Genomic DNA, 12,992 nt, shown 5'->3' on the forward strand with positions numbered 1-12,992 from the left:
GGCGTTTTCTTTTCATACGGGGCGAGCGCGGGTTAACTGAGCGCCACCTTGATCCCGAGCGCCAGCAGCATGCCGCCCAGCAGTTTATCGATAACTTTCTGCGCTTTGGTGAGGCCGCGGCGCACCGGCGCGCTCTGGATAAGCCACACCAGCAGCGGCCACCAGACCAGCGTCAGCGCGACGATAATGCCCGCGTACCAGAGCTTTTCCATCATGCCGGAATTGACGTTCAGCACCTGAGTAAACATCGCCAGGAAAAACAGCGTGGCTTTCGGGTTCAGCAGGTTGCAAAGATAGCCCTGGAGAAACGCTTTTTTAAGCGAGGTGGATTCCTGCGCCACGCCGTCCAGCGCCAGGCTGGTGGTGCCGCGGGCCAGCAGCGCGTTGACACCAAGCCAGACCAGATACGCCGCGCCGACATACTTCAGGGCGCCGAAAAGCCAGGGTGTCGTGGTAATCACCACCGCAATACCCGCCACACAGTAGGTCATATGCGTGATGACGCCGGCGATCACGCCCGCCGCCGTCATCATCGCCGCGCTGCGGGGATAGCGCGCGGCGTTTTTGATAACCAGAAAGAAGTCGGGGCCCGGCGAGAGCATGCCCAGCGCCGCAATGGTGGCAACAAAAAGAGTGGTTTCCAGCATGGTCAATCCTCACATCAGCGAGCGCGCACTATAAAGCATTCGGCCTGTTTTGGCATCTGCGTCAGCGGGCTTTACGGGGGTGTAAAGACGAAGCGCGTGTGGTTTCAAACAGATAACACACAGGCGGCAACGTGCGCATCGTGCACCGCACAGCAGAACGAAAAAAATTCTCCGCCTGGTTCAGGTCGCCAGTCGACTAAAGATTGCGCTTTCCGTATAGTGGCGGCAATTTTTTACACTGGGAAATTATCAATGATCAGTCTGATTGCGGCCTTAGCGGTGGATCGCGTAATTGGTATGGAAAACGCCATGCCGTGGGACCTCCCTGCCGATCTCGCCTGGTTTAAACGTAACACGCTTAACAAACCGGTTATCATGGGGCGTCTGACCTGGGAGTCGATCGGTCGTCCGCTGCCGGGGCGTAAAAACATCGTGCTCAGCAGCCGTCCTGGCGATGACGATCGCGTGGTGTGGGTGCGTTCCGTGGAAGAGGCGCTGCAGGCCTGCGGCGATGCCGAAGAAGTGATGGTCATCGGCGGCGGTCGCGTTTACGAGCAGTTCCTGCCGCGCGCGCAGCGTCTTTATCTCACCCATATCGATGCGGAAGTGGAAGGCGATACCCATTTCCCGGATTACGAGCCGGACGAGTGGCAGTCGGTATTTAGCGAGTTTCATGACGCCGACGAGAAAAACTCGCACAGCTATTGTTTCGAGATCCTCGAGCGCCGTTAAGCCGCATTCAGGCAACGGTGGGACTGAAAAAGCGGAGGCGCATGGCGTGTCCGCTTTTTTTATGGGGCTGCGACGGCGAGGGCGCTTCGCTTACCTGCCCTGGGTTAAAGGTAGCGTTGGAATGTAGGGTGGATAAGCGAAGCGCATCCACCTTTTACAGAAAAACAATCAGGACGCGACGGCTGCTTTATCGTCGTCGCTGTCGGTCTGGCGGTTGGAGTGCTGGGTGAAAACGGCTTTATCTTCCCAGCGCAGGCAGGTGAGGGTGCCACCCCAGCAGCAGCCGGTATCCAGCCCGTAGATGTTTTCCGGCGTGCCTTTGCCTTCAAGCGACGCCCAGTGCCCGAACACAATCGCATACTCGTCGGCGACCGGACCGGGAATGGCGAACCACGGCTTCAGCGGCGCAGGCGCGCTTTCCGGGCTCTCCTTGCAGTACATATCCAGCTGGCCGTTCGGGAAGCAGTAACGCATGCGCGTAAAGGCATTGGTGATAAAACGCAGGCGGGCGAGGCCGGTCAGCTCAGGCGACCAGTTGTTTGGCATATCGCCATACATCGCGTCCAGAAACAGCGGGTAGCTGTCGCTTGAGAGTACCGCTTCGACATCGCGCGCGCAGGCCTGCGCGGTGGCGAGATCCCACTGCGGCGTGATGCCCGCATGGGCCATCACCAGCTTTTTCTCTTCATCCACCTGCAACAGCGGCTGACGGCGCAGCCAGTTGATAAGCTCGTCAGCGTCCGGCGCTTCCAGCAGCGGCGTGACCCTGTCCTTCGGCTTATTACGGCTGATGCCCGCGAAAACGGCCAGCAGATGCAGATCGTGGTTGCCCAGCACCAGGCGCACGGCATCGCCCAATGAGCGCACATAGCGCAGCACTTCCAGCGAGCCGGGGCCGCGGGCCACCAGATCGCCGGTCAGCCACAGCGTATCTTTACCAGGCGTGAATTCGACCTGCTGTAACAGCGCGACCAGTTCATCGTAGCAACCATGAACGTCGCCAATGAGATATGTAGACATCGTATCAGTGAATAAGTGTGGGAATGGCGAGGCGGAAAACCGGGATATCAAGGCGGAAGCCGTTGCCCTGGTCGTCTACCATCTCATAATGGCCCTGCATGGTGCCGAACGGCGTTTCAATAACCGCGCCGCTGGTGTACTGATATTCGCCGCCAGGCTGGATATGAGGCTGAACCCCAACCACGCCTTCACCCTGAACTTCGGTCTCTTTACCGTTGCCGTTGGTGATAAGCCAGTAGCGGCCCAGCAGCTGAACAGGCGTTCGCCCCAGATTGCGGACGGTGACGGTATAGGCAAAGACGAAACGCTCATCCTCGGGAGAAGACTGAGCCTCGATATAAACGCTCTGTACCTGTACGCAAACGCGGGGTGAATCAACCATGTTTAGCTCTCCTTCGAGGGCGGATTATCAGCTAAATAGTTCGCCATCTGGCAGTACTGCGCAACAGAAATATTCTCCGCGCGCATGGCCGGATCGATGCCGAGCGACGTCAGCACTTCCGGGCTGAACACATTGCCGAGGCTGTTGCGGATCGTTTTACGACGCTGGTTAAACGCTTCGGTGGTGAGGCGGCTTAACAGACGCAGCTCTTTCACCGGGTTCGGCGGCGTGGCGTGAGGCACAAGGCGCACCACGGCGGAATCGACTTTAGGCGGCGGCGTAAAGGCGGTCGGCGGCACTTCGAGCACCGGGATCACCTGACAGAAATATTGCGCCATCACGCTTAAGCGACCATACGCTTTACTGTTCGGACCGGCAACCAGACGGTTGACCACTTCTTTTTGCAGCATGAAGTGCATGTCGGCAATCGCATCAGTATAGCTAAACAGGTGGAACATCAGCGGCGTGGAGATGTTATACGGCAGGTTGCCGAACACGCGCAGCGGTTGCCCCATTTTCTCGGCGAGTTCGCCGAAATTCATGGTCATGGCGTCCTGCTGATAGATAGTCAGCTTCGGGCCGAGGAACGGATGGGTTTGCAGACGCGCGGCGAGATCGCGGTCCAGCTCGATAACGGTAAGCTGGTCGAGGCGTTCGCCCACCGGCTCGGTTAACGCCGCCAGACCTGGGCCGATTTCAACCATCGCCTGGCCTTTCTGCGGGTTAATCGCCGAGACGATACTGTCGATCACAAACTGATCGTTAAGGAAGTTTTGCCCGAAGCGTTTGCGGGCTAAATGGCCCTGATGGACTCGATTATTCATTGATTCTTACTGTTCGTAACCATGCTGATGGCGAGATTAAGCGCCGTAATAAAACTGCCGACGCTGGCATTTCCTGATCCTGCCAGCTCCAGCGCGGTGCCGTGATCGACCGACGTGCGGATAAAAGGCAGGCCGAGCGTAATGTTCACCGCGCGGCCAAATCCCTGGTATTTTAGCACGGGCAGACCCTGATCGTGGTACATCGCCAGCACAGCATCGGCGTTTTCGAGGTATTTGGGCTGGAAAAGCGTGTCGGCCGGTAGCGGGCCGGTCAGATGCATCCCGCGCGCGCGCATCTCTTCCAGCACCGGGATTATCGTGTCGATCTCCTCGGTGCCCATATGACCGCCTTCGCCCGCGTGCGGGTTCAGGCCGCAGACCAGCACATGCGGCTGCGCGATGCCGAACTTGCTTTGCAGGTCGTGGTGCAACGTGGTGAGGATATGGCGCAGCAGATCCGGCGTGATGGCCTCCGCCACCGCTTTCAGCGGCAGATGCGTAGTCACCAGCGCCACGCGTAGCGCTTCGGTGGCGAGCATCATGACCACTTTCTCGCTACCCGAGCGCGCTTCAAAAAACTCGGTATGCCCGGTAAACGGGATGCCCGCGTCGTTGATAATGCCTTTGTGTACCGGCCCGGTCACCAGCGCGTCGAATTCGCCGCTAAGGCAGCCATCGCAGGCGCGCGCCAGCGTTTCGACGACATAAATGCCGTTAGCCGCCTCCAGCGTGCCGGGAACGACAGGCGCCTGTAAGGTGACGGGCAGGAGAGTGAGCGTGCCCGCCGGTTGTGGGCAGGCGGGGGCGTCGGAAGAGAAGGGCAATAGCGTGAGCGGTAACTGGAGCTGCGCCGCCCGGGCTGTGAGCAGCGTCGGGTCGGCGCAAACCACCAGTTGCGCAGGCCAGGCGTGCTGGGCAAGCGCAACAACCAGATCGGGGCCAATCCCGGCGGGCTCGCCGGGGGTAATGACCACTCGTGGCGTTTTTACCATTAGTTGCTCAGAATTTTCACGTAAGCGCTGGCGCGTTGTTCCTGCATCCAGGTGGCAACTTCTTCGGAGAATTTGCGGTTAAACAGCATCCGGTAGGCGCGATCTTTCTGCGCGGCATCGGTGCGGTCAGATTTACGGGTATCCATCAGCTCAATCAGGTGCCAGCCGAAGGAGGAGTGCACCGGCGTGCTCATCTGGCCTTTGCTGAGGTTCATCAGCGCATCGCGGAAGGCCGGATCGTAAACGTCCGCTGCTGCCCAGCCCAGATCGCCGCCCTGGTTAGCGGAGCCCGGATCCTGCGAGAACTCGCGCGCGGCCTGAGCAAAGGTGGTTTTCCCGCTCTTAATGTCTGCGGCGATCTCTTCAAGCTTCAGACGCGCCTGCTGATCGGTCATGATCGGCGACGGCTTCAGCAGAATGTGGCGCGCGTGAACTTCTGTCACTGACACGGTCTGAGACTGGCCGCGCAGATCGTTAACTTTAATGATATGGAAGCCGACGCCGGAGCGGATCGGGCCAATTACGTCGCCTTTCTTCGCGGTGCTCAGCGCCTGAGCGAAGACGGAAGGCAGCTCCTGAATACGTCCCCAGCCCATCTGGCCGCCTTTCAGCGCCTGCTGGTCAGCGGAATAAGTAATCGCCAGTTTGCCGAAATCGCCGCCGTTACGCGCCTGATCGATAATTGAACGCGCCTGGGCTTCCGCTTCGCTCACCTGATCGGCGGTCGGGTTTTCCGGCAGCGGGATCAGAATGTGGCTCAGGTTCAGCTCGGTGCTGGCGTCGTTCTGGTTGCCAACCTGTTCGGCCAGCGTTTCCACTTCCTGGGGCAGGATAGTGACGCGACGACGCACTTCGTTATTACGCACTTCAGAGATGATCATCTCTTTGCGGATCTGCGCGCGATAGGTGTTGTAGTTCAGGCCATCGTAGGCCAGACGGCTACGCATCTGATCGAGCGACATATTGTTTTGTTTGGCGATATTGGCGATGGCCTGATCGAGCTGCTCATCGCTGACTTTCACGCCCATTTTCTGACCCATCTGCAACATAATCTGATCCATGATCAGACGTTCGAGGATCTGATGACGCAGCGTGCTGTCGTCCGGGAGCTGCTGGCCCGCCTGGTTTGCATTAAGCTTTACCGACTGCATAAGGCCATCAACGTCACTTTCCAGTACCACGCCGTTGTTCACGACGGCTGCAACTTTATCGACAACCTGCGGAGCAGCGAAGCTGGTATTCACCACCAGGGTGATACCGAGAAGCAGCGTTTTCCAGTTCTTCATACCTTTTCCATTTCGTTTAACCGCAAAGCGGAGAATGTGTCAAAACCTGAGCATTACATCGAGCGCTGATACGGCAGAATATTCGAGCGCAGCATCTGCTGGGTGCCGAGACCGTAGTTGGAACTCAGGCCACGCAGCTCAATGTTGAAGCCGATGACTTCGTCGTATTTGCTCTTGTCGGATTCCCAACCGTTGAGTTTCCGCTCATAACCGACGCGAATGGCATAACAGCAGGAGTTATACTGCACGCCGAGCATTTGATCGGCCGCTTCGTTGGCATTCGTGTCGTAGTAGTACGCGCCCACCACCGACCAGCGATCCACAATCGGCCAGCTCGCCGTCATGCCCACCTGATTGATACCGTCTTTATACTGTTCTGCCGTCGAATAGGAAGGCAGCGTCGCCTGAATGTACTCAGGGCTGGCGTAACGGTAGTTCAGCTGTACCACACGATCTTCATCGCGATGATATTCAAGCACGCCGTTGCCGGTGGCGACGTTCGCAAGACGCGCGTCATACTGCACGCCGCCGCGCAGACCCCAGCGATCGCTGATGCGCCAGTAGGTGTCGCCCGCCCAGACCATCGAGCCGGTATCTTTATTCTTCTCCCAGTTGATATCGTCATCGCCGGTACGGGACTGGGTGAAGTAGTAGATTTGACCCACAGAAACGTTAAAACGTTCAACGGAGGCGTCGTCATAAACGCGCGACGTGACGCCGGTCGTGACCTGGTTCGCGGAGGCGATACGGTCGAGGCCGCCATAGGTACGGTCGCGGAACAGGCCGGAGTAATCGGACTGCAGCAGCGAAGAGTCGTAGTTGTTAATAGTGCTCTGATCGCGGTACGGCACGTAGAGATACTGGGCACGCGGCTCCAGCGTCTGGGTAAAGCCGTCGCCGATAAGGCTGGCGTCGCGCTCAAATACCATTTTGCCGTCGAGCTTAAACTGCGGAAGGACGCGGTTAACGGAGTCTTCCAGGTTGTTCGCCGCCTCGTTGCTGCCGCCGCGATACGCCCGGTAGCGTTCCAGATTATCCTGCTGATAGTGGGTCGCCAGCAGCTTCGCTTCGGCATTCAGGCTGCCCCAGTCGTTAGACATCGGCAGGTTGATGGTCGGCTCAAGATGCAGACGCGTCGCTTCCGGCAGGTTTTCGTTCACGTTAGTGAAGTGGACCGCCTGCGCGTAGAGGCGAGCATCAAACGGGCCGACGTCGTTCTGGTAGAAGTTGACATCCAGTTGCGGCTCGGCGCGGTAGGCGCTGCCCCGGTTAGCATCGAAGACCTGGAACTGGCGCGCGGAAAGCGTTGCGTCGAAGTCCTGCACCGCATAGCCAACGCTGAAGAACTGCGTCGCGTAGCCGTCGGTACTTGAGCCGTATTTAGAATTAAAATCGTTGAAGTAGCTGGTGTCGCTGACTTTGGTGTAGTTAACGTTAAAGCGCCACACCTGATCCATCACGCCGCCATGCTGCCAGTAGAACAGCCAGCGGTGTTTATCACCCATTTCCGGATGCTCGTCCTGATAGACGTTATCGGAAGGCAGATAATCGAACTCCATCAGGCCCGCGCCCGCACGGGTCAGGTAGCGGAATTCATTCTGCCACTGCACATTGCCGCGCTTATGCATATAGTGCGGCGTAATGGTGGCGTCGAAGTTCGGCGCGATATTCCAGTAGTACGGTAAGGAAAACTCGAAATAGTTGCTTTTACTGTACTGCGCGTTCGGGATCAGGAAGCCTGAGCGGCGTTTGTCGCCGACCGGCAGCTGTAAATAAGGGCTGTAGAACACCGGCACCGGGCCAAGCTTAAAGCGCGCGTTCCAGATTTCCGCGACCTGCTCTTCACGGTCGTGGATCACTTCGCTGCCGACTACGCTCCAGGTGTCAGAGCCCGGCAGACACGACGTAAAGGAGCCGTTTTCCAGGATGGTGTAGCGGTTTTGACCGCGCTGCTTCATGACATCCGCAGTACCGCGTCCCTGACGGCCAACCATCTGGTAGTCGCCCTGCCAGACGTTCGTATCTTTAGTATTTAAATTTGCCCACGCTTTAGGACCTTTCAGGATGACCTGATTGTCATCATAGTGCACATTACCCAGGGCATCGACCGTGCGCACGGGCTCTGGCTGGCCTTCCGCTTGTTTCTGATGAAGCTGCACTTCATCCGCCTGCAGGCGACCATTACCTTGCTGAATATCCACATTACCGGTAAACACCGCGTCGTCCGGGTAGTTACCTTTAGCGTGATCGGCGTTAATCGTCACCGGCAGCTGGTTAGGCTCGCCCTGCACCAGAGGACGGTTGTAGGTGGGAATGCCAAGCTTACACTGAGAAGCAAGATCGGCAGCCATGCCTTGTTGGCTGTAAAGGGCTGTGCCAATCATGGTGGCCAGCAAGGTGGGAATACGTTTTTTCATACGAGTTATTCGTGGTTCCATCATCAATGGCTTCGCGTCGGCAAACGGTCAGAGACTAACTTACTCATCACTACAGCGCCAGTGTTATCCTGTCTGCTTTTCTGCCTGCCGGTTAGGCACCGCTTTAAATGGCAGGTATGATAAAGGAATTTCTGGCTGACGGCATGACGATTTGGGGAGTATATGCAGTATTGGGGAAAACTGGTTGGAGGGCTCACCGGGCTGCTGGTCGGCGGTGGAGTCTGGGGCGTCATCCTCGGCCTGGTGATAGGCCATATGATAGACAAAGCGCGCAGCCGCCGTACCGTCTGGTTCACCAGCCAGCAGGAACGTCAGTCGCTCTTCTTCGCCACCACGTTTGAGGTGATGGGACACCTGACCAAATCGAAAGGTCGTGTCACCGAAGCCGATATTCAGGTGGCGACGCAGTTTATGGATCGCATGAACCTGCACGGGACGTCGCGAGACGCAGCCCGCAACGCGTTTCGCGTCGGCAAGGAGAATGACTATCCGCTGCGCGATAAAATGCGTCAGCTGCGCAGCGTCTGTTTTGGCCGCTTCGATCTGATTCGGATGTTTCTGGAAATTCAGATCCAGACCGCCTTCGCGGACGGCTCGCTGCACCCGAAAGAGCGCGACGTGCTGTATGTGATTGGCGAGGAGCTGGGCATTTCCCGCATGCAGTTCGATCAGTTCCTGCGCATGATGCAGGGCGGCGCGCAGTTTGGCGGCGGTCAGCAATCCTGGGGCAGCGGCAGCGGCGAGCCGCAACAGGCTTCGCGCGCGCCGACGCTGGAAGACGCCTGCAACGTGCTGGGCGTTAAAACCACCGACGACGCGACGACCATCAAGCGCGCTTACCGCAAGCAGATGAGCGAGCATCACCCTGACAAGCTGGTCGCTAAAGGCCTGCCGCCGCAGATGATGCAAATGGCGCAGGAAAAAGCGCAGGAAATCCAGAAAGCCTACGATCTCATCAAAACGGCGAAAGGGTTTCGTTAAGACAACCTCGCGCCATGACCGTTGGGCCATAAAAAAAGAGACGCTTTTGCGTCTCTTTTTCTTTTTACGGGTCACGGACGGTTTAAAAATCCGCGGGCGCCCGGAACGTCATCGGCGTGCCGTAGGCCGGGTGGGTAATGGTGAGCTGTTCGGCGTGCAGCAACAGGCGCGGCGCCAGTGCGAGCGCCTGCGGGGTAGCGTAAAACTTATCCCCGAGGATCGGATGCCCAAGCGCCATCATATGTACGCGCAACTGATGCGAACGCCCGGTAATGGGCTTAAGCAGCACGCGGGCGGTGTGGTCATCCGCGTACTCCAGCACCTCGTACTCGGTTTGCGCCGCCTTGCCGGTTTCGAAGCAGACCTTCTGCTTTGGCCGGTTCGGCCAGTCGCAAATCAGCGGCAAATCCACCACGCCTTCCGCCTTCTCCGGGTGTCCCCAGACGCGCGCCACGTACTGCTTTTTCGGCTCGCGTTCGCGAAACTGCCGCTTGAGCTCGCGCTCCGCGGCTTTAGTCAGCGCGACGGCAATCACCCCGCTGGTGGCCATATCCAGGCGATGCACCGACTCCGCCGTCGGGAAATCGCGCTGAATACGGGTCATCACGCTGTCTTTATGCTCGTCGAGTCGCCCCGGCACGGAGAGTAAACCGCTCGGTTTATTCACCACCATGATGTGTTCATCCTGATAAAGGATGAGCAGCCAGGGATCCTGCGGCGGGTTGTAGACGTCCAGCATGTTTCGCTCCGGTTACTGGTGGGTCACCACGATGAGACGCAGCGCATCCAGCCGCCAGCTCGCCTGGTTGAGATTCTCCAGCACCTGCTGGCGGTTTTGCTCGATAGCCGCCAGCTCGTCGTCGCGAATGTTCGGGTTCACGGCGCGCAGCGCTTCGAGGCGCGACAGTTCGGCGGTGAGCTTGTCATCGGCTTCCTGGCGCGCCGCGTCGATAAGCTCGCGGGCCGCTTTTTCCACCTGGGCTTCGCCGCCCTGAATGATCGCGTGCACTTCCTGCTGTACCGCATTCACCAGCTTGCTGCCGGTGTGGCGGTTAACGGCGCTCAGCTGGCGGTTGAAGCTTTCAAACTCCACCTGGCCTGCCAGGTTATTGCCGTTTTTATCGAGCAGCATGCGCACCGGCGTCGGCGGCAGGAAGCGGTTGAGCTGCAGCTGCTTCGGCGCTTTGGCTTCCACCACGTAGATAAGCTCCAGCAGCAGCGTGCCGACCGGCAGCGCCTTGTTCTTCAGCAGAGAAATCGTGCAACTGCCAGTATCGCCGGAGAGGATAAGATCCAGACCGTTGCGGATAAGCGGATGCTCCCAGGTGATGAACTGCGCGTCTTCGCGCGACAGCGCCACGTCACGGCTAAAGGTGATGGTGCAGCCATCTTCCGGCAGGCCAGGGAAATCCGGCACCAGCATGTGATCGGACGGCGTCAGCACAATCATATGCTCGCCGCGGTCGTCCTGATTAATGCCCACGATGTCGAACAGGTTCATGGCGAAGTTCACAAGCCCCGTATCGTCATCCTGTTCGGCGATGGCGTCAGCGAGCTGCTGGGCTTTTTCGCCGCCGTTGGAGTGGATCTCCAGCAGGCGATCGCGGCCCTGTTCCAGCTGCGCTTTCAGTTCATCATGCTGTTTGCGGCACGCCTGAATGAGGTCGTCAAAGCCCTCGGTGTTTTCCGGCGCGGCCAGATAACCAATCAGCTGCTCATAAACGCTGTCGTAGATGGCGCGGCCGGTCGGGCAGGTATGCTCGAACGCGTCCAGGCCTTCGTGATACCAGCGCACCAGCACCGACTGCGCGGTTTTTTCGAGGTACGGCACGTGGATCTGAATATCGTGCGCCTGGCCGATACGATCCAGACGGCCGATACGTTGCTCCAGCAGATCGGGGTTGAACGGCAAGTCGAACATCACCAGCTGGCTTGCGAACTGGAAGTTGCGCCCTTCGGAGCCGATTTCCGAGCACAGCAGCACCTGCGCGCCGGTATCTTCTTCGGCAAACCAGGCCGCCGCGCGGTCGCGCTCGATAATCGACATGCCTTCATGGAACACGGCGGCGCGGATGCCTTCGCGCTCGCGCAGCACCTGCTCCAGCTGCAGCGCGGTGGCCGCTTTGGCGCAGATCACCAGCACTTTTTGCGAGCGATGGCTGGTGAGGTAGCCCATCAGCCACTCCACGCGCGGGTCGAAGTTCCACCAGGTGCCGCTGTCGCCTTCAAACTCCTGATAAATCTGCTCAGGGTAGAGCATATCGCGCGCGCGTTCTTCGGCAGATTTACGCGCGCCCATGATGCCGGAGACTTTAATGGCGGTCTGGTACTGGGTCGGCAGCGGCAGCTTAATGGTGTGCAGCTCGCGCTGCGGGAAGCCTTTCACGCCGTTGCGGGTGTTACGGAACAGCACACGGCTGGTGCCGTGGCGGTCCATCAGCATTGAGACCAGCTCCTGACGCGCGGCACCAGCGCCGTCGCGGTCGCTGTTGGCGGTTTGCAGCAGCGGCTCGATATCCTGCTCGCCAATCAGCTCGCTTAAGGTGTTGAGCTGTTCATCGCTAAGGTGCGTGCCCGCCAGCAGCAGCGCGACGGCGTCCGCCACCGGGCGGTAGTTCTGCTGCTCTTCGACAAACTGCGCGAAATCGTGGAAACGGCTCGGGTCCAGCAGGCGCAGGCGCGCGAAGTGGCTCTCCATGCCGAGCTGTTCCGGCGTCGCGGTCAGCAGCAGCACGCCCGCCACGCGTTCGGCCAGTTGTTCAATCGCCTGATATTCGCGGCTCGGCGCGTCCTCGCTCCAGACCAGGTGGTGCGCTTCGTCCACCACCAGCAGGTCCCACTCGGCGTCGCACAGGTGCTCAAGGCGCTGCTTATTACGGCGCACGAAATCGAGCGAGCAGATGACCAGCTGTTCGGTGTCGAACGGGTTGTCAGATTCGTGCTGGGCTTCGGTATAGCGCTCGTCGTCGAACAGCGAAAAACGCAGGTTGAAGCGGCGCAGCATCTCCACCAGCCACTGGTGCTGGAGCGTTTCCGGCACGACAATCAGCACGCGCTCGGCAGCGCCCGCAAGCAGCTGCTGATGAATGATCATCCCGGCTTCGATGGTTTTGCCGAGGCCTACTTCGTCCGCCAGCAGGACGCGCGGCGCATGGCGGCGGCCCACGTCGTTGGCGATATTCAGCTGGTGCGGGATAAGGTTAGTGCGCTGGCCGCGCAGGCCGCTCCACGGCATCCGGTACTGTTCGCTCTGGTATTTGCGGGCGCGAAAGCGCAGGGCGAAACGGTCCATGCGGTCAATCTGACCGGCGAACAGACGGTCCTGCGGTTTGCTGAACACCAGCTTGCTGTCGAGGAACACTTCGCGCAGCGTGACATTTTCCTCAAGCGTATCCAGACGGGTGCCGATATAAATAAGTAAGCCGTTCTCTTCCTTTACTTCAGCCACTTTCAACTGCCAGCCTTCGTGGCTGGTCACGGTATCGCCGGGGTTGAACATCACGCGAGTGACCGGGGAGTCATTTCGGGCATACAGACGATTTTCACCGGTAGCCGGGAAAAGCAGGGTCACCATGCGGGCGTCGATCGCCACCACGGTGCCCAGTCCCAGTTCGCTTTCCGTATCGCTGATCCAGCGTTGACCAAGTGTAAAAGGCATATATATCGGCTCTATTCTCTTATCAAATGTGC

At 58.9% G+C, this 12,992-nt stretch carries 11 protein-coding genes; 2 read left to right on the forward strand and 9 right to left on the reverse strand.

What is annotated here, in order from left to right:
* Positions 1-32 precede the first annotated feature (32 nt).
* Complete coding sequence (locus AFK67_RS03450) at positions 33-647, reverse strand: LysE family transporter (protein ID WP_007709944.1); 615 nt, start codon at positions 645-647, stop codon at positions 33-35.
* A gap of 252 nt (positions 648-899) precedes the next feature.
* On the opposite strand from AFK67_RS03450, the gene folA reads away from it, so the two are divergent.
* On the forward strand, positions 900-1,379 hold the full coding sequence (folA, locus tag AFK67_RS03455; RefSeq protein ID WP_004386239.1) for a type 3 dihydrofolate reductase: 480 nt from the start codon (positions 900-902) through the stop codon (positions 1,377-1,379).
* Between the two features lie 168 nt (positions 1,380-1,547).
* Here the strand turns inward: folA and apaH are convergent, their stop codons facing one another.
* Genes apaH through lptD form a run of 6 tightly spaced genes read right to left on the reverse strand, consistent with a single transcriptional unit; the run spans position 1,548 to position 8,300 of the window.
* Positions 1,548-2,399, reverse strand: coding sequence for a bis(5'-nucleosyl)-tetraphosphatase (symmetrical) ApaH (gene apaH / locus AFK67_RS03460; RefSeq protein WP_007709930.1), 852 nt, complete (start codon positions 2,397-2,399; stop codon positions 1,548-1,550).
* A 4-nt stretch (positions 2,400-2,403) separates the two neighbouring features.
* Entirely contained in the window at positions 2,404-2,781 is a 378-nt protein-coding gene (gene apaG / locus AFK67_RS03465) for a Co2+/Mg2+ efflux facilitator ApaG/CorD (RefSeq protein WP_007709927.1), read from the reverse strand.
* A 2-nt stretch (positions 2,782-2,783) separates the two neighbouring features.
* Positions 2,784-3,605 (reverse strand): 16S rRNA (adenine(1518)-N(6)/adenine(1519)-N(6))-dimethyltransferase RsmA, encoded by an 822-nt coding sequence (gene rsmA, locus AFK67_RS03470; protein ID WP_007709924.1) that lies wholly within the window; start codon positions 3,603-3,605, stop codon positions 2,784-2,786.
* The gene (gene pdxA, locus AFK67_RS03475; RefSeq protein WP_032966229.1) at positions 3,602-4,597 is read right to left on the reverse strand and encodes a 4-hydroxythreonine-4-phosphate dehydrogenase PdxA; all 996 of its coding nucleotides are present in this window, start codon (positions 4,595-4,597) and stop codon (positions 3,602-3,604) included. Before pdxA ends, rsmA begins: the two co-directional genes overlap by 4 nt.
* Positions 4,597-5,883 carry a peptidylprolyl isomerase SurA gene (gene surA / locus AFK67_RS03480; RefSeq protein ID WP_007709918.1) on the reverse strand — a complete coding sequence of 429 codons (1,287 nt, stop codon included), beginning with the start codon at positions 5,881-5,883 and terminating at the stop codon, positions 4,597-4,599. The genes pdxA and surA overlap by 1 nt, the downstream gene beginning before the upstream one ends.
* 53 nt (positions 5,884-5,936) lie before the next feature.
* Positions 5,937-8,300: an LPS assembly protein LptD gene (gene lptD, locus AFK67_RS03485; RefSeq protein ID WP_007709915.1), complete on the reverse strand. Its 2,364-nt coding sequence runs from the start codon at positions 8,298-8,300 to the stop codon at positions 5,937-5,939.
* Positions 8,301-8,483: 183 nt separating this feature from the next.
* On the opposite strand from lptD, the gene djlA reads away from it, so the two are divergent.
* On the forward strand, positions 8,484-9,302 hold the full coding sequence (djlA, locus tag AFK67_RS03490) for a co-chaperone DjlA (RefSeq protein WP_007709908.1): 819 nt from the start codon (positions 8,484-8,486) through the stop codon (positions 9,300-9,302).
* A gap of 82 nt (positions 9,303-9,384) precedes the next feature.
* Here djlA and rluA read toward each other — a convergent pair whose 3' ends face one another.
* Together rluA and rapA are read right to left on the reverse strand one after the other, a co-directional pair.
* Positions 9,385-10,041, reverse strand: coding sequence for a bifunctional tRNA pseudouridine(32) synthase/23S rRNA pseudouridine(746) synthase RluA (rluA, locus tag AFK67_RS03495; protein WP_007709905.1), 657 nt, complete (start codon positions 10,039-10,041; stop codon positions 9,385-9,387).
* A gap of 12 nt (positions 10,042-10,053) precedes the next feature.
* The gene (gene rapA, locus AFK67_RS03500; protein ID WP_007709901.1) at positions 10,054-12,960 is read right to left on the reverse strand and encodes an RNA polymerase-associated protein RapA; all 2,907 of its coding nucleotides are present in this window, start codon (positions 12,958-12,960) and stop codon (positions 10,054-10,056) included.
* Positions 12,961-12,992: the final 32 nt, after the last annotated feature.

The sequence above is a fragment of the Cronobacter dublinensis subsp. dublinensis LMG 23823 genome (genome assembly GCF_001277235.1).
Classification (GTDB): domain Bacteria; phylum Pseudomonadota; class Gammaproteobacteria; order Enterobacterales; family Enterobacteriaceae; genus Cronobacter; species Cronobacter dublinensis.